Genomic DNA, 16,724 nt, shown 5'->3' with positions numbered 1-16,724 from the left:
CGACGATACCCATCGCCTCCCCAACCCTCGAAGCACCAGACAGGACTGCGCATGACCTCCGCCCGCCTGCCCTCCATCGACCGCCTGCTGCGCAGCCCGGCCTGCGCTCCCCTGCAACAGCGCTACGGTCGCGAAGCCCTGCTCGGCACCCTGCGCGACCTGCTCGACGAACTGCGCGAGCCGGCCCGCCACGGCCAGCTCGCCGCCGTGGAACTGAGCGAAGCGGTGCTCGCCGGCCGCGCCGGCGAACGCCTGGCCGCGCACCACGCCAGCCGTGTGCGGCGGGTGTTCAACCTCACCGGCACCGTGCTGCACACCAACCTCGGCCGCGCCCTGCTGCCGGATGAAGCCATCGAAGCCATCACCCTGGCCGCGCGCTACCCGCTCAACCTGGAGTTTGACCTGGCCAGCGGCAGGCGTGGCGACCGCGACGACCTCATCACCGGGCTGATCCGCGAGCTGACCGGCGCCGAGGCGGTCACCGTGGTCAACAACAACGCCGCCGCCGTGCTGCTGGCGCTCAACAGCCTGGGCGCGCGCAAGGAAGGCATCATCTCCCGCGGCGAACTGATCGAGATCGGCGGCGCCTTCCGCATCCCCGACATCATGGCCCGCGCCGGGGTGAAACTGGTCGAGGTCGGCACCACCAACCGCACCCACGCCAAGGACTACGAAGCCGCCATCGGCCCGCGCTCGGGCCTCTTGATGCGCGTGCACACCAGCAACTACAGCGTGCAGGGCTTCACCGCCAGCGTCGCCACCCGCGACCTCGCCGGCATCGCCCACGCCCACGGCCTGCCGCTGCTGGAAGACCTGGGCAGCGGCACCTTGGTGGACCTGACGCGCTGGGGCCTGCCCAAGGAACCGACCGTGCAGGAAGCCCTGAAGGACGGCGCCGACATCGTCACCTTCAGCGGCGACAAACTCCTCGGCGGCCCCCAGGCCGGACTGATCCTCGGCAGCAAGGAACTCATCGGGCGGATCAAGAAGAACCCGCTCAAGCGCGCCCTGCGCGTGGACAAGCTGACCCTCGCCGCGCTGGAGGCCGTGCTCGGCCTGTACCGCGACCCCGACCGCCTGGCCGAACGCCTCACCACCCTGCGCCTGCTCAGCCGCCCACAGGTCGACATCCAGGCCCAGGCCGCGCGCCTGGCGCCGCTGCTTGCCGTACAACTGGGCGCCAACTGGGCGGTGAGCGCGGAAGCCGCCCTGGGCATGATCGGCAGCGGCGCCCAGCCGGTGGCGCGCCTGCCCAGCGCTGCCCTGGCCCTGCGCCCGCAGAGCAACAAACGCCTGCGCGGCCGCGCCCTGCGCGAACTGGAAGAACGCCTGCGCGGCCTGCCGATCCCGGTGCTCGGGCGCATCGACGACGACACCCTGTGGCTCGACCTGCGCCAGCTCGACGACGAGGCCGCCTTCCTCGCGCAACTGCCGCTGCTGGCGGAGGGCGAGGCTTGATCGTCGGCACCGCCGGGCACATCGACCACGGCAAGACCGCCCTGCTGCGCGCGCTCACCGGCGTGGAAGGCGACCGCCGCCCGGCCGAGCGCGAACGCGGCATCACCATCGACCTGGGCTACGTCTACGCCGACCTCGGCGACGGCGCGCTGACCGGCTTCATCGACGTGCCCGGCCACGAACGCTTCGTCCACAACATGCTGGCCGGCGCCAGCGGCATCGACCTGGTGCTGCTGGTGGTGGCCGCCGACGACGGCGTGATGCCGCAGACCCGCGAGCACCTGGCCATCGTCGAACTGCTCGGCATCCCCCGCGCCCTGGTGGCCCTGAGCAAGGCCGACCGCGTCAGCCCGCAGCGCCTGGCCGAGGCCCGCGGCGAAGTGGAAAGCCTGCTGGCCGCGGGGCCGCTGGCCGGCGCGCCGATCTACCCGGTTTCCAGCGTCACGGGGGAGGGCGTAGATGCTTTGCGCCAGGCTCTGGCCAAGGCCGCCCGCGAGGTCCATGAAGGCTCCAGCCAGGGCGGCTTCCGCCTGGCCGTGGACCGCGCCTTCAGCGTCAGCGGCGCGGGCCTGGTGGTCACCGGAACGGCCTTCTCCGGCAGCGTAAAGGTGGGCGATGAACTCCAGCTGGGCAACGCCGGCCGCCCGGTGCGCGTGCGCGGCCTGCACGCCCAGAACCGCGCCGCCGAGCAGGCCCACGCCGGCCAGCGGGTGGCGGTCAACATCGCCGGCGAACGCCTGGGCCCGGACCAGGTGAAACGCGGCGACTGGCTGCTGGCGCCGGAACTGCACGCGCCCACCACCCGCATCGACATCGACCTGCAACTGCTTCCCGGCGAGCCCCGCGCCCTGGCCCATTGGACGCCGCTGCACGTGCACCTGGGCGCCCAGGACGTGACCGGCCGCGTCGCCCTGCTGGAAGACGAACGCCTGGCGCCGGGCGAAAGAGCCTTCGCGCAGCTCGTGCTGAACGCTCCCGTGCAAACCGTGCACGGCGACCGCCTGGTGCTGCGCGACCAATCCGCCCAACGCACCCTCGGCGGCGGCCGCGTGCTCGACCCCTTCGCCCCGGCCCGCAACCGCCGCAGCCCGGAGCGTCTGGCACAACTCCAGGCCCTGCGCGGCGAAGGCCTGGAACAGGCCCTGCCGGTGCTGCTGCAACACGCCGAAAACGGCCTAGACCCCAAACTGCTGGCCCGCCAATTCAACCGCCCCCGGGCAAGCTGGCAACTGCCCGCCGAACTGCTGGAAATCCCCACCCGCGGCGGCCCGCGCCTGTTCACCGCCGAACGCTGGTACGCCCTGGGCGAACACCTGCTGCAAGCCCTGGCCCGCTTCCACGCCGAACAACCCGACGAACTCGGCCCCGACCGCGACCGCCTGCGCCGCTACGCCTTTGCGCAACTGGAACGCCCGATCTTCATCGCCCTGCTGGAACAGGCCCTGGCCGGCAAGACCGTGGAAAGCAGCGGCCCCTGGCTGCACCTGCCGGACCATCGCGTGCAACTGGGCGCCGAAGACGAAGCCCTGCGCGAACGCATCCGCCCCCTGCTGCAAGCCGGTGCCTACGACCCACCGTGGACCCGCGACCTGGCCCGCGAACTGCAAGTCGACGAAGCCACCATGCGCCTGCTGCTGCGCAAACTCGCCCGCCTCGGCCAACTGCACCAGGTGGTGAAAGACCTGTTCTACCCCGACGAAGCCCTCCGCCAACTGGCCCGACAAGCCCTGCAACTCCACACCGAACAAGGCCTGATCCGCGCCGCCGCCTTCCGCGACCGCATCGGCATAGGCCGCAAGCGCAGCATCCAGCTACTGGAATACTTCGACCGCATCGGCTTCACCCGGCGGTTCGGCAATGAGCGGAGGGTTCGCGAGGATTCGGCATTGGCGCTGCAGGCCACGGAAAATTCGGAGGTATGACAACCGCAGGCTGTGGCCAGCGTCGACACAAAGATGGCAACATCCAAGCGCCACTCTCTGGCGCAAAGGCGCAAGCCAACACGGAAGGCAATCACGCCCGGTGGCGTGGCCGGGCTTCAAACCCGGTGGGGGACGGCAGCCGTTCCTGGGTGAGTTCGACTCTCACTGCCTTCCGCCACTTCCCTCCGATTATTCTGTCTTCGCTGCGATAACTTTCAGGTTTCGCTGGCTGGCGTCTCGTCGTCGATTACTTGCAGGCTGTGGATATCGCTCCATAGCAATTCTTCCGGAAAGCGCTGCGGCTCAGCCGGATTGCGCACCAGAAAGTACGGGGGCTCATCCTCCACGGTCAGGGCCACCCCGACGACGCGACCGCGATAGCTTTCAAGATACGGCGCGTCTTTCAAGGTCAGGTCCGCTTGGATGGTCTTGCCCAGCAGTGCGAGGGCGGTGGAGGTGTCGAAATGGGGCATTGGTGTCTCCTTCCGTGATGGAAACTCAGGGGACAGGAACAGGCCGATCCTGGGCAGCAGTCTTCCAGTTCAACGCCTGTTCCGTCAGTATTCATCGGACTTGGGATCACGATGATTTATGGATTATTTCCATAAATCTGCACTTATGGCAATACTCCATAACGGAATTTTTTAATGGCGCAAGGCATGGCCGATAGAGCGCTGCTCTTGCTGGAGCAGACGAGTCTGAAGGATTTGGCTGAGGTGAACAGCAAGGACTACGTGCGCTGGCAGAGCATCAAGCGGGGAAGAGCACGCATTGGTGCTGAGGAGCTGGAGCGGCTTGGGGAGCTTTATCCGCAGTATCGGTGGTGGTTGCTGACTGGAGAGTCTTTGCCCGTTGCCGGGCAACTCAGTCCTGACGAAGAGCAGTAGTTGCAGTCATGGAAAGCTCGGCAGACAGAGCCAGGAAAGCGATGTGGTTCCTCTGCACCCATGCGTGCCTGCTGCACCACGTAGGATGGCGTTGAGCGCAGCGATACCCATCATCGACCGCATGGGTATCGCTGGCGCTCAACCCATCCTACGTCCTGGCTCCCTGTGCCGATCCACCTGAGTCGCGGCCCTCTTGCAGGGCCTTGCCCAGTATCCGGGCCACCAACTCGTCCTTGCCTTGCGTGTAGGCCTCGCGGTCGGTGGGGAAGCGTTCTGCCAGTTGTTCCTTGAGGCTTTGGTATTCGGCTGCGTCCTGCGGATGGTTGCGCAGCCAGTTGCGGAAGATCAGGTGGCAGTCGGCGTCGGCCAGGTTCATGACGTGGACGTGGTGGGTTCTGCCCTGGCCCTGGGGCGGCATGCCCTTGACGAAGAACATCCGCTGCGGCGCCGGGTTGTCGCGCCAGTATTGGTAACCGAGGGCTTCCAGCGGGGCGACCAGGCTTTGCCAGTCGGCGTCGGGCGGGGGGAGCAGGAGGATGTCGATGATCGGCTTGGCCTTCAGGCCGGGCACCGCCGTGCTGCCGAAGTGTTCGATCTTCAGGCCGGGCAGGGACAGGGCGGTGGCGATGGCATCGGCTTCCTCGGCGAAGCGCCGGAGCCAGTCCGGGTTGGCTTCTGCCAGTTCGATGCGGTCGGCTTCGGCGTTGCTCCAGCGTTGGCCGTCGAAGGTGGGGGGCTGGGTCATGGGGTGTCCTGGCTGAGGGGCTGTCGTTCGACGTTCGGGCCGGTGCGCAGGTTCATCGTCGTTGTTAGGGCTTCTTCCTTTGTTCATTGATTCGGTTGCGCAGGTGCTCGAAGAAGGCCGCATCGGCGTGCTCTGTGGGAGCGGATTCGGCGCCGGCCAGAAGGAGGTTTCGCAAGCGATGGCGGTCTTGCGTCCTTTGGTCGCTGGCGTGTGGGTTGGTCTGGTCGTCGACGGTACTCATGAGTCTTCCCGTTTGCAGGTTTTGGCTGAGCCTATTCCTGAGGGGGGCGGGTTGGCCATGCTCTTGTAGGAGCGAGCTTGCTCGCGAACGTGTTATCCGGTGATTGCGGAGTTTGGGCGGTTCGCGAGCAAGAACTAGGCGTCCCCCTCGCTCCTACGAAAAGCGTGCGCTAGCTATTTCACGGGGAAGTCGAAGGCGGTGTTGGGAGACGGCGCCTGCTTCAACGTGTAGTGCTACCACTCGGTGGCGCTTGTGCTGAAGTCGGCAGTGGTGATGCCTGCCTTCTCCGCAACCTGACGGGCGACAGCGATGAGGTCTCCTCAATCTTCGGCAGTAGAGTAATTGTTCAGCAGAACGATACCGATGACACCGGTGTTGTAGCGCATCAGGCTCGATCCCTGTGGAGCGCGTGGCCGAAGGGCTATGGAAGGCACTGCGGAAGCCGGCGATCGAGTAGCGACCGGGGCGGCAAGCTGCCGCCCCAGTGCGCGGTGGCGTGGTTTCTTGGCAGTTGGGGAGGCAGCACAGATTACACATATGATTTCCATATGGAAACCATATGTGTAAAATATACCTGAATCCACTTGAGTCAAGTTGCATTAAAGCAACTTGTTGTATTTCCATGACCACAGTTCAGCCCGACGAAGAACCCGGTGCTCTGGAGAATGCACTCTCGCACCTCCAGTGCATCCTCGTGGCGCGACGCACCCGCTACACGCCCGAGGCGGTGAGTTGGGCCCAGTACGACATTCTGGAACTGCTGCGCCTGCAAGGCCCCATGACACCCTCGCTGCTGGGTGACAAGTTGGGCGCGGCGCGTACCGGCATCTCCAAGTCCCTGCGCGTGCTCAAGGACCTCAAGTTGGTGGAGCAAATGCAGGGCGACGGGGACCGTCGCGAGCAGGTCACCGCGTTGACGCGGCGAGGGCGCGACTTCCTCGTGCGCGCCGCCACAGGCAGGCGCGACGCGGCACAGTGCGCCATGGCCGCGCTGACGCCCGGTGAGCAGGCCATGTTTACGGAGCTTTGCGAGAAGGTCAGCGCGGCATTGACCGCGCATGACGCCGAACAGGAAACGCGCCCGTGAGCCCCGTACACACCCCGTACCGCGACATGGAGATCATCGGCGCGCGCAACAATAACCTGTGCAGCGTCACCCTGAAGGTTCCCAAGCACTGCCTTACGGTGTTCACCGGCGTATCCGGCTCGGGGAAGTCCTCACTGGTGTTCGACACGATCGCGGCCGAGTCCCAGCGCCAGCTCAACGAAAGCCACAGCGCCTTCGTGCGGCACCGGCTGCCGCACTACGGCCAGCCGCAGGCCGACGCCTTGCGCAATCTGCCAGCATCCATCGTGGTCGATCAGAAACCGCTGGGCGGCAATGCGCGCTCGACGGTAGGGACGGCCTCCGACATACAGCCGTTGCTGCGGCTGCTGTTCTCGCGCCTGGGCCAGCCTTTCGTGGGCTACTCGAATGTGTTCTCGTTCAATCACCCGCAGGGGATGTGCCCGACCTGCCAGGGGCTGGGCTGGGTGGACGAGCTGGGCCTTGACCTTCTGTTCGACTGCAGCAAGTCCCTGAACCAGGGGGCGATCCGATTCCCCACATTTGCCCGCGGCACGTTCCGCTGGAAACGCTATGCCTGCTCCGGCCTGTTCGATTGTGACAAGCCGCTGGCCGACTACAGCCCGGACGAATGGCAGACGCTGCTGTATGCCGACGATCTTGCCGTGAGCAGTCCGCTGCCCGGATGGCCGTCATCGGCGCGGTTTCAGGGTGTTGTTCCGCGCTTTCGGCGCGCCTATCTGGACCATGAGCCCAGCCGCCTGACCCCCGCCGAGCGCGAGGGGCTTGCCCGCGTCATCACACGCCAGCGCTGCCCGGACTGCGGGGGCGCGCGGCTCAATCCGGCCATCCTGTCCTGCAAGATCAACGGCAAGTCCATCGCGGACTGCGCCAGCCTGGAGATTGCCGACCTGTTGGCCTTCATCCGGACGATCGGCGCCGAATCCGTTGCGACGGTGCTGGCAGCCATCGTCGAAAGACTGGAACAGATGCGCGCCATCGGCCTGGACTACCTCAGCCTGGGCCGGGAGACCGCCAGTTTGTCGGGTGGGGAATCCCAGCGCGTGAAGATGGTTCGCCACCTGGGCAGCAGCCTGGCCGACATCGCCTACATCTTCGACGAGCCCAGCGTGGGGTTGCATCCGCGCGATGTCCACCAACTCAACACCTTGCTGCGTGGACTACGCGACAAGGGCAACACCGTCCTGGTGGTGGAGCACGACCCGGACGTCATCGCCATTGCCGATCATGTGGTGGACATGGGGCCTGGCGCCGGGAAGGATGGCGGCCAGGTGGTGTACCAGGGCGACTACGCAGGTCTGCGGCAGGCCGATACCCTGACGGGGCGTTACCTGCGACGGGCCACCCCCCTGAAACGCGAGCCGCGCGCGCCGACGGGGCAGATCGCCTTGCATGGCCTTTCGCTGCACAACCTGCGCGATGTCAGCGTATCCATACCCACGGGCGTGCTGAGCGTAGTGACGGGCGTTGCCGGCTCCGGTAAAAGCACGCTCGTCAACCGCCTGCTGCCGCGCCATTGCCCGCAGGCCATCCTGATCGATCAGAAAGGCCTGGGAGGAACGCGGCGTTCGTCGGTGGCAAGCTACGTCTGCGTGCTCGACGAGATTCGCGCGGGCTTTGCGAAGCCCAGCGGCCAACCCGCCAGCCTGTTCAGCAGCAATGCCCAGGGCGCTTGTCCGGCCTGCAAGGGCCTGGGGCTGGTCCAGACCGACCTTGCTTTCATGGACAGCGTGGAAACGCCGTGCGATGCCTGTGGCGCCACGGGGTTCAACGAGGCGGCACGCGCGATCACCTGGCAGGGCTGCAATATCGCCCAGGTTCTGGCCTTATCGGTGGAGCAGGCGCTGCGGCATTTCCAGTCCTGCCGGGACATTTCCGAACCCTTGCAGCGGCTCTCCAAAGTGGGGCTGGGCTATCTGACGCTGGGACAGCGCTTGAGCACCCTGTCCGGCGGCGAACGCCAGCGTTTGAAACTGGCGTCCAGATTGGCGGAGGAAGGCAGCCTGTACGTCTTCGACGAGCCTACATCCGGTCTGCATATGTCTGATGTCGATCGGCTGCTTGCCATTCTCGACGGTCTCACGCAGCGAGGCGCCACCGTCATCGTGGTTGAGCACAACCTGGATGTCATGGCTCATGCCGACTGGTTGATCGAGATGGGGCCGGGAGCAGGCAAGCAAGGCGGGCGGATCATTTTCGAGGGTTTGCCCGCAGCGATGATCAGCGATCCGGAATCCGTGACGGGGCCATTTCTTCGGCGCCATTTGTCCGGGACGCGGTGAGGTGAGACATGGAGCTTCGGCACTTGCGCTGCTTCCTGGTCGCGGCCGAAGAACTACGCTTCTCACGGGCTGCTGAGCGTTTACATATCGAGCGACGGGCACACCGATGGCGCGACTGCGAAAACCTCACCTCTGGCAAGCCTATCCCGAGACTCTGGTCCAGAGTCTGGCGGTACGCAGGGCTGCGCAACTCTGCGGCATCAACAAGAACGTCGGCCGCATGGGTATCGCTGCGCTCAACCCATCCTACGTTCTGGCTCCCTGTACCCGCCCGCCTGAGTCGCTGCCCTGTGCCTGTCGTTGGTGCAGGGCCTTGCCCAGTATCCGTGCCACTAGCTCGTCCTTGCCTTGCTTGTAGGCCTTGCGGTCGGTAGCGAACTGCTCGGCGAGCCGTTCCTTGAGGTGCTGGTATGCGGATGGCTGCGCAGCCAGTTGCGGAAGATCAGGTGGCGGTCGGCTTCGGCGTTGCTCCAGCGTTGGCCGTCGAAGGTGGGGGCTGGGTCATGGGGTGTCCTGGTTGAGGGGTTGACTGTAGGAGCGAGCTTGCTCGCGAACGTGTTATCCGGTGATTGCGGAGTTTGGGCGGTTCGTGAGCAAGAACTAGGCGTCCCCCTCGCTCCTACGAAAAGCGTGCGCTAGCTATTTCACGGGGAAGTCGAAGGCGGTGTTGGGGTAGGGCTCTTGCTTCAACGTGTAGTGCCACCACTCGTTGGCGTAGGGTTCGAAGCCGTGGCGTTGCATGGCGCTGCGCAGGGTTTCGCGGTTGCGCGTCTGTTGCACGGTGATCAGGTTGGTGCCGTGGTGGGAGATGGGGCCGAAGAAGTCGAAGTGGCTGCCCATGTCCAGTTCCTGGCCGGTCCTGGCATCGACCAGTGTGAGGTCCACCGTGCTGCCGCGGCAGTGGGCGGATTTCTTGGCGATGTAGCCGTCGCGGAACAGTGCCGCCTTGTCCAGGTGCGGGTAGTAGCGGTCCTTGGTGCGGGTGTCGGCCAGGTCTGCGGCCCAGCGCTGGAAGTGGGCCACGGCGCGTTGCGGGCGGTAGCCGTCGAAGAGTTTCAGTTGCAGGCCGCTCAGGGCGACGTCGCGTTCCACCTCGGCCAGGGCCGTGGCCGCTTCCTTCGTGAGGATCACCCGTGGGCTTTCGTAGCCGTCGATGCGGCTGCCGACGAAGTTGTCGCCGCTGTAGTAGCGCGCTTCGTAATGGGCGTGCTGCAGCACCTGGTCGAGGTAGACGAAGCCGGGTTGCGCCGGCTGGTCGGCGTTGGCGCCGAGGCTGGCCAGCAGCAGGAGCAGGGCGAGGGCGTGGCGGAGCATCCGGCCTCCGGGCGTGGGGTTTCTTTCACCCTAGCAGCCCTTTCCTGGGACGCATCTCTCGAAATGGCGGGATTTTTCCTACTCAATCCTCAGGTCCAGTTCCTCCCGGGTGGGCCGATCCATTCGCCGAGACGAGCGGATCGCGGTTGTGCGGTCCGCGCACGAGTTCGAGCAGCCCAGGAGAGATGCGATGCTCAACCAGATCCGCGTACGTACCCGCCTGCTGTCGCTGGCGTTCCTGCCCCTGCTGGTGCTGGCCGGGGTGATGGCGCTGGCGGCGTACAACGCCGACCGGCTCAACGATGATTTCGACGAGCTGTTCAACGACCGCATGCGCCCGGTGAACCGGCTCAACCTGATCTCCAACGCCTATGCGGTGAACATGGTGGATGCGCTGCACAAGTACCGCTCCGGGGTGATCGACGTGGACGATTTGCGCGGCGCCATCGGCGGGGCGCGCAAGACCATCGCGGACTCCTGGCGCCTGGTGCAGGACAGCAAGATGACCGATGCCGAGCAGCAGATGGTGGCCGGCATCCGCGCGCGCATGGCCGCGGTGGACAAGCTGGTGGACGCGCTGCAGGCGCAGACCGACGGCAGCCTGCGCGGCGAGAGCGACGCCGGCTTCATCCGGCGCCTGTATGCGGCCTTCGACCCGCTGGGGGATGCGCTGGAGGAGCTGGCCCAGCTGCAGGTCCGCGAGGGCGAAAGGCTGAGCCAGGCCTCCACCGCGCGTTACCAGGCGATGAAGGCCAGCTTCGTGGCCATCGCCGTGGTGGTGCTGGTCGGCATGCTGCTGTTCAGCCTGCTGGTCAGCCGCTCGATCAACCGCCCGCTGGAACAACTGGGCCGGACCATCGCCACGGTGCAGCGCAATTCCGACCTGAGCCTGCGCGCCGAGGCCGTGGGCCGCGACGAGCTGGCGCAGACCGCCCAGGCCTTCAACACCATGCTCGAACACTTCCAGCGGCTGATCCGCCACCTGGGCGGCGCCTCGGTGCAGCTGGCCAGCGCGTCGGAGGAGATGAGCGCCATCAGCGCCCAGGTCAGCGATGCCGCCAACGGCCAGGGCGACCAGACCGCCATGGTCGCCACCGCCGTGCACGAGATGAGCGCCGCGGTGCAGCAGGTGGCGGAGAACGCCCTGGACATGGCGCGGGTGGCCGAGGACGTGCGCCGCGAGGCGCATCAGGGCACCGAGCTGGTGGAGGCCAACCTGGGCGCCATCGAGCGTCTGTCGCAGGCGGTGCAGGAGAGCGCCGAGGTGATCGACCGCCTGCACAGCCAGAGCGACGAGATCGGCAGCGTGCTGGGGGTGATCCAGAGCATCGCCGAGCAGACCAACCTGCTGGCGCTCAACGCCGCCATCGAGGCGGCGCGGGCCGGCGAGGCCGGGCGCGGGTTCGCCGTGGTGGCCGACGAGGTGCGCAGCCTGGCGAGCAACACGCAGAAGGCCACCGAGTCGATCCGCGGCATGATCGATTCGCTGCAGAGCGGCGCGCGCCAGGCGGTGGGCGTGATGCAGGAATCCCGCGAGCGGGCCGGGGACAGCGTGCGGCATTCGCGCGAGTCCGGCGAGGCGCTGCGGCACATCGCCAATGCCATCGACCGCATCGCCGACGGCAACGCGCAGATTTCCACCGCCACCGAGGAGCAGACGGCGGTGGCCCATGAGATCAGCCAGAACATCACCCAGCTCAACGACAGCATCCAGAGCGTGGTGGAGAACGCCGAGCAGAGCGCCGCGGCGAGCCTGGAGCTGGCGCGCCTGGCGGTCGAGCAACAGCAGCAGTTGGCGGGCTTCCGGGTGGACTAGGGCGCCCTTACTGGCCCATCAGCAGGCGCTGCTGCTGGGACGAGAAGCCGCCCTGTTGCTGGAACTGCGCGCCCATCATGGGCTGCCGTTCGACGTCGTCGAGGCCGAAGGATTCCTTCACCGGCGACTCGATGGCGCCGAGGTTGTAGCTGCTCTGCCCGGCACAGCCGGAGAGGGCGAGCAGGGCGAGGACGAGCGCGGGAAGCCGGGGCATGGTGGACTCCTTCTGTGGGGGAGCTTGCGGATCGCACAGCCTAGGCCGGCGAAGATTATGGCTGGCTTAAGCTCAGTCGCGGCGCAGGGCCTGGACGTCGTTGCCCTCGGGGTCGAAGGCATCCAGGCGCATGCGTTCGGCGAAGGCCTCCAGCGCCGCCTGGCCGCTGACGAAGCCGGCCTTGGCGGCGGCCCAGTCGTCCGGGCGCAGGCGCACCATCCAGCCTTCGCCGTAGCAGTCGAGGTTGATCAGCCCGGGGCGGCGCTGCACTTCCTCGTTGCTTACCAGCAGGGTGCCGGCCAGCGGGCAGCGGGCCGAAGAGGCGGCCTTGGCGAACTCCACCACGCCGAAGCTGCGGTCGTGCTCGATGTGCCAGCCGTCGCGCTTGGGGGTGAAGGCGAAGATCTGCCCGTAGAGCGCGCAGCCATAGGCGCTCAGGCCGAGGGTCACGGCGCCGTCGGCTTCTTCGCGCAGCCACAGGTTGTAGTCCGGGGCGTAGAGCAGGTCGTCGGGGAATTCCAGGCCATGCAGTTTCACAGGGTCAGCACCCGGTCGTATTCGAGGATCATCCGCGCCAGTTCGCCGCCGCTGGCGATTTCGTCGATTTCGCCGATCAGCGCGCTTTCGTCGATGGGCACGCCGGGGGCGCGGCACATCAGCAGGCGCGCGCCGGCTTCCTTGGCCTGCTGGATGAAGTGGCTGAGCGGTTCGCCGCCAGGGGCGGCGTAGAGGTTGTCCACCACGTCCTGGCGCGCCAGTTGCACGCCCTCGCCGCTGAGGAAGAGCGTCACCTCGGCGTCCATGCAGGCCAGCAGGGTGGCGGTGTAGAAGGGCGCGGCGCAGCGCGCCGGGGTGCTCGGGCCGCTGCTGACGATGATCAGCACGCGCTGGATGTCAGGCTGGTCCAAGGGCTTTCTCCATCTGCACCAGGGCCACGCGGCGGCCGTCCGGCGTCTGGCGCTCGACGATGCCTACCGGGCGATAGCCCAGGCCGGCGTAGAGCAGCAGGCCGCCGGCGTTGTCGTTGAAGCAGGAGATTTTCATCAGCGGTGCAGCGTAGTCACGCCGGGCGAGGTCTTCCATGACGCCGATCAGGTAGCGCGCCACGCCGTGCCCGCGGGCCCAGGGCGCGACCATCATGTTGCCCAGCGCGCAGTACTCGCCGGGCAGGCTCTGGTAGAAGTTGGCGAAGCCGGCGGCGCGGCCGTCGAGCAGGGCCAGGGTACTGGCGCGGCGCTCGGCCACGGCGGCGGCCAGCTGTTCGACACTGAACGGCCACCGGGCCTTGGGGTAGGCGTAGAAAAGCTCGTCGGCATCACGTACGAAGCCGGCCACCTCGGCGAGGTCGCCGGCTTCCACGGGGCGATGCTGCAGGCTCATCCGCGTGGCGGGTACTGGGCGAGGACCTTCTGCACGGTCTCGCGGATCGCCGCTTCGCGCTCGGCCGGGGTCGGCGGGCTGCTGCGCATGATCTGCTCGCCGCTGCCGCGCCACACCAATTTGCCGTCCTTGCCGTCGAGCAGGTCGACCTGGATGGTGGCGACCTTGTAGGTCACGGTGCGCGACTCGGCCATCGCCGGGCCGCCCCAGTAGCCGCCCCAATAACCGTTCCAGTAGCCGCCGGTGTAGGTGGTGACCTGGTCCTGGCGCTGGTCGACGATCAGGTAGGCGCGCACCGTCACGTCGGGCGCGGCGCTGCCCTGAGTCGGGCGCAGGCCGCGCTGGTCGAGCTGGTCGGCCACCGCCGAGCGGATGCGCTGCTCGGTGAGGTCGCTCTTGATGCGCGGGTCGTCCGGGCGGTATTCGAAGGCCGGTTGCGCCCAGGCCCAGCTGCGGTACGCGGCGAAATCGCGGCTGGAATCGTAGTCGCGGTTGAGGTTGACGGTCTCACAGGCGGCCAGGCCCAGCAGCAGGCCCAGCAACAACAGACGGCGGATCATGATCGGCATACTCCAGACAGAGTCTTCATCGAAGCTCAGAGCGTGCGCAAAGGCAAGTGGCGGAATGCCTCGAAATGGCCCTATTCCGCAGTTTTCTGGCAGGAAAGCCGGACAAGCGCCTCAGTGCGGCGGGTAGCCCGACAACGCCTTGCGCACCGCTTCGCGCAGCCCGCGGGCCTGTTCGCTCTGGTTGCCGCTGGGCTGGTATTCGGCCGAGGCCACCCAGACGGCGTGGTTGTCGCGGGCGTCGTAGAGTTCGATGCGCACCACGTTGACCTGCACTATGTAGGTCCGCGTCACCGGGATGGAGGCGCCGTACCAGGGATCGTTCCAGCCGCCGTAGTAGCCGCCGCCGTAGTAGTCGGTGACCTGGCGGGTGCGCTGCTCGCTGCTGACCCGCGCGCTCACGCGCAGGTCCGGCGTGGCGCCAGGGCGCGCCGGGCGCAGGCCGACCTGGTCGAGGCCTTCGCTGACCGCGTCCTGCAGCGAGCTGCCGTAGGTGGTGGCGCCGCTGGGCGCGCCGGTCCAGTTCCACGAGCGGTAGCGGCCGTAGTCCGGCGGCGCGGCCGGGTAGGCGCCGGGATCGAAGCCCGGGGCGCTGGCCTGGGCTGGCACCGGGGGCGGCGGCAGCGACTGGTTGGTGTAGGGATTCTGGCTCTGGCAGGCGGCCAGCGCGGCGAGCAGCGGCAGCAGGATCAGGCGTGGCGACATGCGGGGCTCCCGCCCGCGCCGGGGCGCGGGCGACGACGGTGATGGGGCGATTGTGCACCTATTCGCGCGGGCGGCACAGCCAGTGCAGGTAGCGCCCCAGGCCGGCGAAGGCCGGGTGGCGGCGGTAGGCCAGTTCCATTTCCACTAGGTCCAGGGGCTCGGCCTTGTGCTGGAATTCCTGCGGCATGTAGTCGTGGAACACCCGCACACCGCTGCGTGCCTCGATGTTCCAGGCGTCCGCCATGGCCGCTTCCAGCTCGCGCGGGTCCAGCGGCTGCTGCGGCGTCAGGCTCTGGCCTTCGCCGGCGAAGCGCTGCTTGCGCAGCTTGCGGAAGTGGCCCTTGAGCAGGTTGCGGTAGATGAGCGCGTCGCGGTTGTAGAAGGCCAGCGACAGCCAGCCGTCGCGGGCGGTCAGCAGGTGCAGCACGGGGAGGATGGCCTGGGGCTCGGCCAGCCATTCCAGCACGGCGTGGCACAGCACCAGGTCGTAGGGTTCGTCGAGCTGGCCGAGCAGCGCCTGCCAGGGCGCCTCGATGAAGGTGGCCGCGCGGCCGGCCTCGGCGAAGCGCTGGCGGGCGCCTTCGAGCATGGGCGCGGCGGGTTCGGCGAGGGTCACCTGGTGGCCGCGCTCGGCCAGCCACAGCGCCATGTGGCCCAGGCCGGCGCCTATGTCGAGCACGCGCAGCGGGCGCTCGGGCAGCGCTTCGGCCAGGTCGGCCTGCAGCACGGCCAGGCGGATGGCGCCTTTGGCGCCGCCGTAGATCTTCTCGGCGAAGCGCGTGGCCAGTTCGTCGAAATGCCGGTCAGCCATGCACGAAGCGCCTTTCGCTGTCGGCCAGCTTGGCGCGCACCACCTGGTCCATGTCCAGGCCCAGTTCGGCGCAGAGCAGCAGCAGGTAGAGAACGATGTCGCCGACCTCCTGGCCTGCGTGGGCGAGCTTGTCGGCGGGCAGCTGGCGCGACTCGTCCTCGCTCAGCCACTGGAAGATTTCCACCAGCTCGGCCATTTCCACGCTGGCGGCCATGGCCAGGTTCTTCGGGCTGTGGAAGCGCTTCCAATCGTTGTGGTCGCGGATCGCGTGCAGGCGCGCGGTGAGTTCGTCGAGGTTCATCGGGGGCTCCTTGGGAGCCCCATAGCTTCCGGCTTCAGCGGCGCCGCATCAAGCGTCGAGCGGTTTCCAGGCGCCGGCCATGTGCGGCAGGCCGTCCTCGCCGCGCAGGGCGAACTGCCCGGCCGGGGCCACCTCGCTGGCCAGCAGGGTGACGCTGGAGGGCAGCAGCACCGGCTTCTGGAAGCGCACTTCCACCTGGTAGCCGGCCGCCGGCAGGCGCTCGCCCAGGGCCGCCAGGCTGCGCGCCTTGTTCCACAGGCCATGGGCGATGGCGCGGGGGAAGCCGAACAGCCTGGCGCTGGCCGCCGACAGGTGGATGGGGTTGTAGTCGCCGGCCACGCGGGCGTAGCGCCGGCCGATGTCCGCCGGGCATTGCCAGTGGTCGATCTGCTCCAGCGGCAGCTCGGGCTGTTCCTCGCGTTCCGGCGGCGTGCCTTCCAGGCGCATGCCGCGGAACAGCAGGCGGCTGTCGCCTTCCCAGAGCAGGCCGAGCTGGTCGTGCAGCTGGGTGATCAGGCTGAAGGTCACGCCCTTGTCGTGGGGCTGCAGGTCGGCCACCCGCACGCTGGCCTGGAACGGGCCCAGGCCGCCGAGCGGGCGCAATACGCTGATACGGTTCTCCAGGTGCACCAGGCCCAGCAGCGGGAAGGGGAAGCGGGCGTCGGTGAGCAGGCCCATCTGCAGGCCGAAGGCGAGGATGTGCGGGTAGGTCGGCGGCAGCAGGTGGTCGTTCCTGAAGCCGCACACCTGGCGGTAGCGCTCCAGGTGCCGGGCGTCGACCATCACCGGCGCGCGCACGCCGCGGGTGGGCAGGCTGCGGCCGCGCAGGCCGCGGCGCACGGCGGCGCGCAGGAACAGGCCGGGCAGGGCGGGTGGGGCGGACAGGTCCAGCCAGTCTTTGGGCATTCGGAATCTCCTGAGCGGTATTGCCTTCAGCTTAGCCGCCGGGCCCGGCCGGGCATTGGCCGGGGCGGGGCGGCGTGGCGGCAGGCCGG

General features: G+C 67.7%; 19 protein-coding genes, 1 tRNA gene and 1 pseudogene. 8 read left to right on the top strand and 13 right to left on the bottom strand.

Going from position 1 to position 16,724, the window contains the following annotated elements; all coding sequences use genetic code 11:
• The first annotated feature begins 51 nt into the window (after positions 1-51).
• The 3 genes from selA (at position 52) to ACTWJ5_RS28385 (ending at position 3,558) form a co-directional block, all read left to right on the top strand.
• Complete coding sequence (gene selA, locus ACTWJ5_RS28395) at positions 52-1,458, top strand: L-seryl-tRNA(Sec) selenium transferase (protein ID WP_444436995.1); 1,407 nt, start codon at positions 52-54, stop codon at positions 1,456-1,458.
• Positions 1,455-3,380, top strand: a complete 1,926-nt coding sequence (selB, locus tag ACTWJ5_RS28390) for a selenocysteine-specific translation elongation factor (protein WP_444436994.1) — start codon at positions 1,455-1,457, stop codon at positions 3,378-3,380. Before selA ends, selB begins: the two co-directional genes overlap by 4 nt.
• Positions 3,381-3,462: 82 nt before the next feature.
• Positions 3,463-3,558: transfer RNA gene (locus tag ACTWJ5_RS28385), tRNA-Sec, on the top strand.
• A gap of 37 nt (positions 3,559-3,595) precedes the next feature.
• On the opposite strand, the gene ACTWJ5_RS28380 is transcribed toward ACTWJ5_RS28385, so the two are convergent.
• Entirely contained in the window at positions 3,596-3,853 is a 258-nt protein-coding gene (locus tag ACTWJ5_RS28380) for a hypothetical protein (RefSeq protein ID WP_253392210.1), read from the bottom strand.
• Between the two features lie 174 nt (positions 3,854-4,027).
• Here ACTWJ5_RS28380 and ACTWJ5_RS28375 point away from each other — a divergent pair, with 174 nt between their 5' ends.
• Positions 4,028-4,267, top strand: a complete 240-nt coding sequence (locus ACTWJ5_RS28375) for a hypothetical protein (RefSeq protein ID WP_058071700.1) — start codon at positions 4,028-4,030, stop codon at positions 4,265-4,267.
• 148 nt (positions 4,268-4,415) lie between these two features.
• Here ACTWJ5_RS28375 and ACTWJ5_RS28370 read toward each other — a convergent pair whose 3' ends face one another.
• Together ACTWJ5_RS28370 and ACTWJ5_RS28365 are read right to left on the bottom strand one after the other, a co-directional pair.
• Positions 4,416-5,012 (bottom strand): GrpB family protein, encoded by a 597-nt coding sequence (locus ACTWJ5_RS28370; protein ID WP_444436993.1) that lies wholly within the window; start codon positions 5,010-5,012, stop codon positions 4,416-4,418.
• A 64-nt stretch (positions 5,013-5,076) separates the two neighbouring features.
• The gene (locus ACTWJ5_RS28365) at positions 5,077-5,253 is read right to left on the bottom strand and encodes a hypothetical protein (RefSeq protein WP_444436992.1); all 177 of its coding nucleotides are present in this window, start codon (positions 5,251-5,253) and stop codon (positions 5,077-5,079) included.
• Positions 5,254-5,875: 622 nt separating this feature from the next.
• Here ACTWJ5_RS28365 and ACTWJ5_RS28360 point away from each other — a divergent pair.
• The 3 genes and pseudogenes from ACTWJ5_RS28360 to ACTWJ5_RS28350 all read left to right on the top strand — a co-directional run.
• Positions 5,876-6,340, top strand: a complete 465-nt coding sequence (locus ACTWJ5_RS28360) for a MarR family winged helix-turn-helix transcriptional regulator (protein ID WP_074982848.1) — start codon at positions 5,876-5,878, stop codon at positions 6,338-6,340.
• Positions 6,337-8,622, top strand: coding sequence for an ATP-binding cassette domain-containing protein (locus ACTWJ5_RS28355; protein ID WP_444436991.1), 2,286 nt, complete (start codon positions 6,337-6,339; stop codon positions 8,620-8,622). Before ACTWJ5_RS28360 ends, ACTWJ5_RS28355 begins: the two co-directional genes overlap by 4 nt.
• Positions 8,623-8,630: 8 nt before the next feature.
• Positions 8,631-8,717 (top strand): annotated as a pseudogene (locus tag ACTWJ5_RS28350) (LysR family transcriptional regulator); the annotation flags it as partial.
• Positions 8,718-9,261: 544 nt separating this feature from the next.
• Here ACTWJ5_RS28350 and ACTWJ5_RS28345 read toward each other — a convergent pair.
• Positions 9,262-9,936: a M15 family metallopeptidase gene (locus tag ACTWJ5_RS28345; protein ID WP_083426807.1), complete on the bottom strand. Its 675-nt coding sequence runs from the start codon at positions 9,934-9,936 to the stop codon at positions 9,262-9,264.
• Between the two features lie 190 nt (positions 9,937-10,126).
• On the opposite strand from ACTWJ5_RS28345, the gene ACTWJ5_RS28340 reads away from it, so the two are divergent.
• Positions 10,127-11,752, top strand: a complete 1,626-nt coding sequence (locus ACTWJ5_RS28340; RefSeq protein WP_074982850.1) for a methyl-accepting chemotaxis protein — start codon at positions 10,127-10,129, stop codon at positions 11,750-11,752.
• Between the two features lie 7 nt (positions 11,753-11,759).
• Here the strand turns inward: ACTWJ5_RS28340 and ACTWJ5_RS28335 are convergent, their stop codons facing one another.
• The 9 genes from ACTWJ5_RS28335 to ACTWJ5_RS28295 all read right to left on the bottom strand — a co-directional run bounded on the left by ACTWJ5_RS28335 (position 11,760) and on the right by ACTWJ5_RS28295 (position 16,635).
• The gene (locus ACTWJ5_RS28335) at positions 11,760-11,966 is read right to left on the bottom strand and encodes a hypothetical protein (RefSeq protein WP_009613244.1); all 207 of its coding nucleotides are present in this window, start codon (positions 11,964-11,966) and stop codon (positions 11,760-11,762) included.
• A 72-nt stretch (positions 11,967-12,038) separates the two neighbouring features.
• A complete protein-coding gene (locus ACTWJ5_RS28330) occupies positions 12,039-12,503 on the bottom strand; it encodes a glycine cleavage system protein H (protein WP_074982852.1) in 465 nt (154 codons plus the stop codon).
• Positions 12,500-12,874 carry a DsrE family protein gene (locus ACTWJ5_RS28325; RefSeq protein WP_043318751.1) on the bottom strand — a complete coding sequence of 125 codons (375 nt, stop codon included), beginning with the start codon at positions 12,872-12,874 and terminating at the stop codon, positions 12,500-12,502. Before ACTWJ5_RS28325 ends, ACTWJ5_RS28330 begins: the two co-directional genes overlap by 4 nt.
• Positions 12,861-13,346 carry a GNAT family N-acetyltransferase gene (locus ACTWJ5_RS28320; protein ID WP_074982854.1) on the bottom strand — a complete coding sequence of 162 codons (486 nt, stop codon included), beginning with the start codon at positions 13,344-13,346 and terminating at the stop codon, positions 12,861-12,863. The genes ACTWJ5_RS28325 and ACTWJ5_RS28320 overlap by 14 nt, the downstream gene beginning before the upstream one ends.
• Positions 13,343-13,906: a DUF4136 domain-containing protein gene (locus ACTWJ5_RS28315; protein ID WP_074982930.1), complete on the bottom strand. Its 564-nt coding sequence runs from the start codon at positions 13,904-13,906 to the stop codon at positions 13,343-13,345. The genes ACTWJ5_RS28320 and ACTWJ5_RS28315 overlap by 4 nt, the downstream gene beginning before the upstream one ends.
• 120 nt (positions 13,907-14,026) lie before the next feature.
• A complete protein-coding gene (locus ACTWJ5_RS28310; RefSeq protein ID WP_058071695.1) occupies positions 14,027-14,617 on the bottom strand; it encodes a DUF4136 domain-containing protein in 591 nt (196 codons plus the stop codon).
• Positions 14,618-14,675: 58 nt separating this feature from the next.
• On the bottom strand, positions 14,676-15,428 hold the full coding sequence (locus ACTWJ5_RS28305) for a methyltransferase (RefSeq protein ID WP_074982859.1): 753 nt from the start codon (positions 15,426-15,428) through the stop codon (positions 14,676-14,678).
• Positions 15,421-15,729 (bottom strand): MazG-like family protein, encoded by a 309-nt coding sequence (locus tag ACTWJ5_RS28300; protein ID WP_043318744.1) that lies wholly within the window; start codon positions 15,727-15,729, stop codon positions 15,421-15,423. Before ACTWJ5_RS28300 ends, ACTWJ5_RS28305 begins: the two co-directional genes overlap by 8 nt.
• Positions 15,730-15,777: 48 nt before the next feature.
• Positions 15,778-16,635 carry a MaoC family dehydratase gene (locus ACTWJ5_RS28295; protein ID WP_074982862.1) on the bottom strand — a complete coding sequence of 286 codons (858 nt, stop codon included), beginning with the start codon at positions 16,633-16,635 and terminating at the stop codon, positions 15,778-15,780.
• Positions 16,636-16,724 lie beyond the last annotated feature (89 nt).

Origin of the sequence: Pseudomonas sp. A6, assembly GCF_052367875.1 — a bacterium.
In the GTDB taxonomy this organism is placed as follows: Bacteria; Pseudomonadota; Gammaproteobacteria; order Pseudomonadales; family Pseudomonadaceae; genus Pseudomonas; species Pseudomonas citronellolis.
This window is presented reverse-complemented; position numbering and strand designations above follow the sequence as displayed.

Coding starts and splice junctions, on each gene's coding strand:
- selA (WP_444436995.1), top strand. CDS start 52: ATGACCTCCGCCCGCCTGCCCTCCATCGACCGCCTGCTGCGCAGCCCG.
- ACTWJ5_RS28380 (WP_253392210.1), bottom strand. CDS start 3,853: ATGCCCCATTTCGACACCTCCACCGCCCTCGCACTGCTGGGCAAGACC.
- ACTWJ5_RS28375 (WP_058071700.1), top strand. CDS start 4,028: ATGGCGCAAGGCATGGCCGATAGAGCGCTGCTCTTGCTGGAGCAGACG.
- ACTWJ5_RS28370 (WP_444436993.1), bottom strand. CDS start 5,012: ATGACCCAGCCCCCCACCTTCGACGGCCAACGCTGGAGCAACGCCGAA.
- ACTWJ5_RS28365 (WP_444436992.1), bottom strand. CDS start 5,253: ATGAGTACCGTCGACGACCAGACCAACCCACACGCCAGCGACCAAAGG.
- ACTWJ5_RS28360 (WP_074982848.1), top strand. CDS start 5,876: ATGACCACAGTTCAGCCCGACGAAGAACCCGGTGCTCTGGAGAATGCA.
- ACTWJ5_RS28345 (WP_083426807.1), bottom strand. CDS start 9,936: ATGCTCCGCCACGCCCTCGCCCTGCTCCTGCTGCTGGCCAGCCTCGGC.
- ACTWJ5_RS28340 (WP_074982850.1), top strand. CDS start 10,127: ATGCTCAACCAGATCCGCGTACGTACCCGCCTGCTGTCGCTGGCGTTC.
- ACTWJ5_RS28335 (WP_009613244.1), bottom strand. CDS start 11,966: ATGCCCCGGCTTCCCGCGCTCGTCCTCGCCCTGCTCGCCCTCTCCGGC.
- ACTWJ5_RS28320 (WP_074982854.1), bottom strand. CDS start 13,346: ATGAGCCTGCAGCATCGCCCCGTGGAAGCCGGCGACCTCGCCGAGGTG.
- ACTWJ5_RS28315 (WP_074982930.1), bottom strand. CDS start 13,906: ATGATCCGCCGTCTGTTGTTGCTGGGCCTGCTGCTGGGCCTGGCCGCC.
- ACTWJ5_RS28310 (WP_058071695.1), bottom strand. CDS start 14,617: ATGTCGCCACGCCTGATCCTGCTGCCGCTGCTCGCCGCGCTGGCCGCC.
- ACTWJ5_RS28305 (WP_074982859.1), bottom strand. CDS start 15,428: ATGGCTGACCGGCATTTCGACGAACTGGCCACGCGCTTCGCCGAGAAG.
- ACTWJ5_RS28300 (WP_043318744.1), bottom strand. CDS start 15,729: ATGAACCTCGACGAACTCACCGCGCGCCTGCACGCGATCCGCGACCAC.
- ACTWJ5_RS28295 (WP_074982862.1), bottom strand. CDS start 16,635: ATGCCCAAAGACTGGCTGGACCTGTCCGCCCCACCCGCCCTGCCCGGC.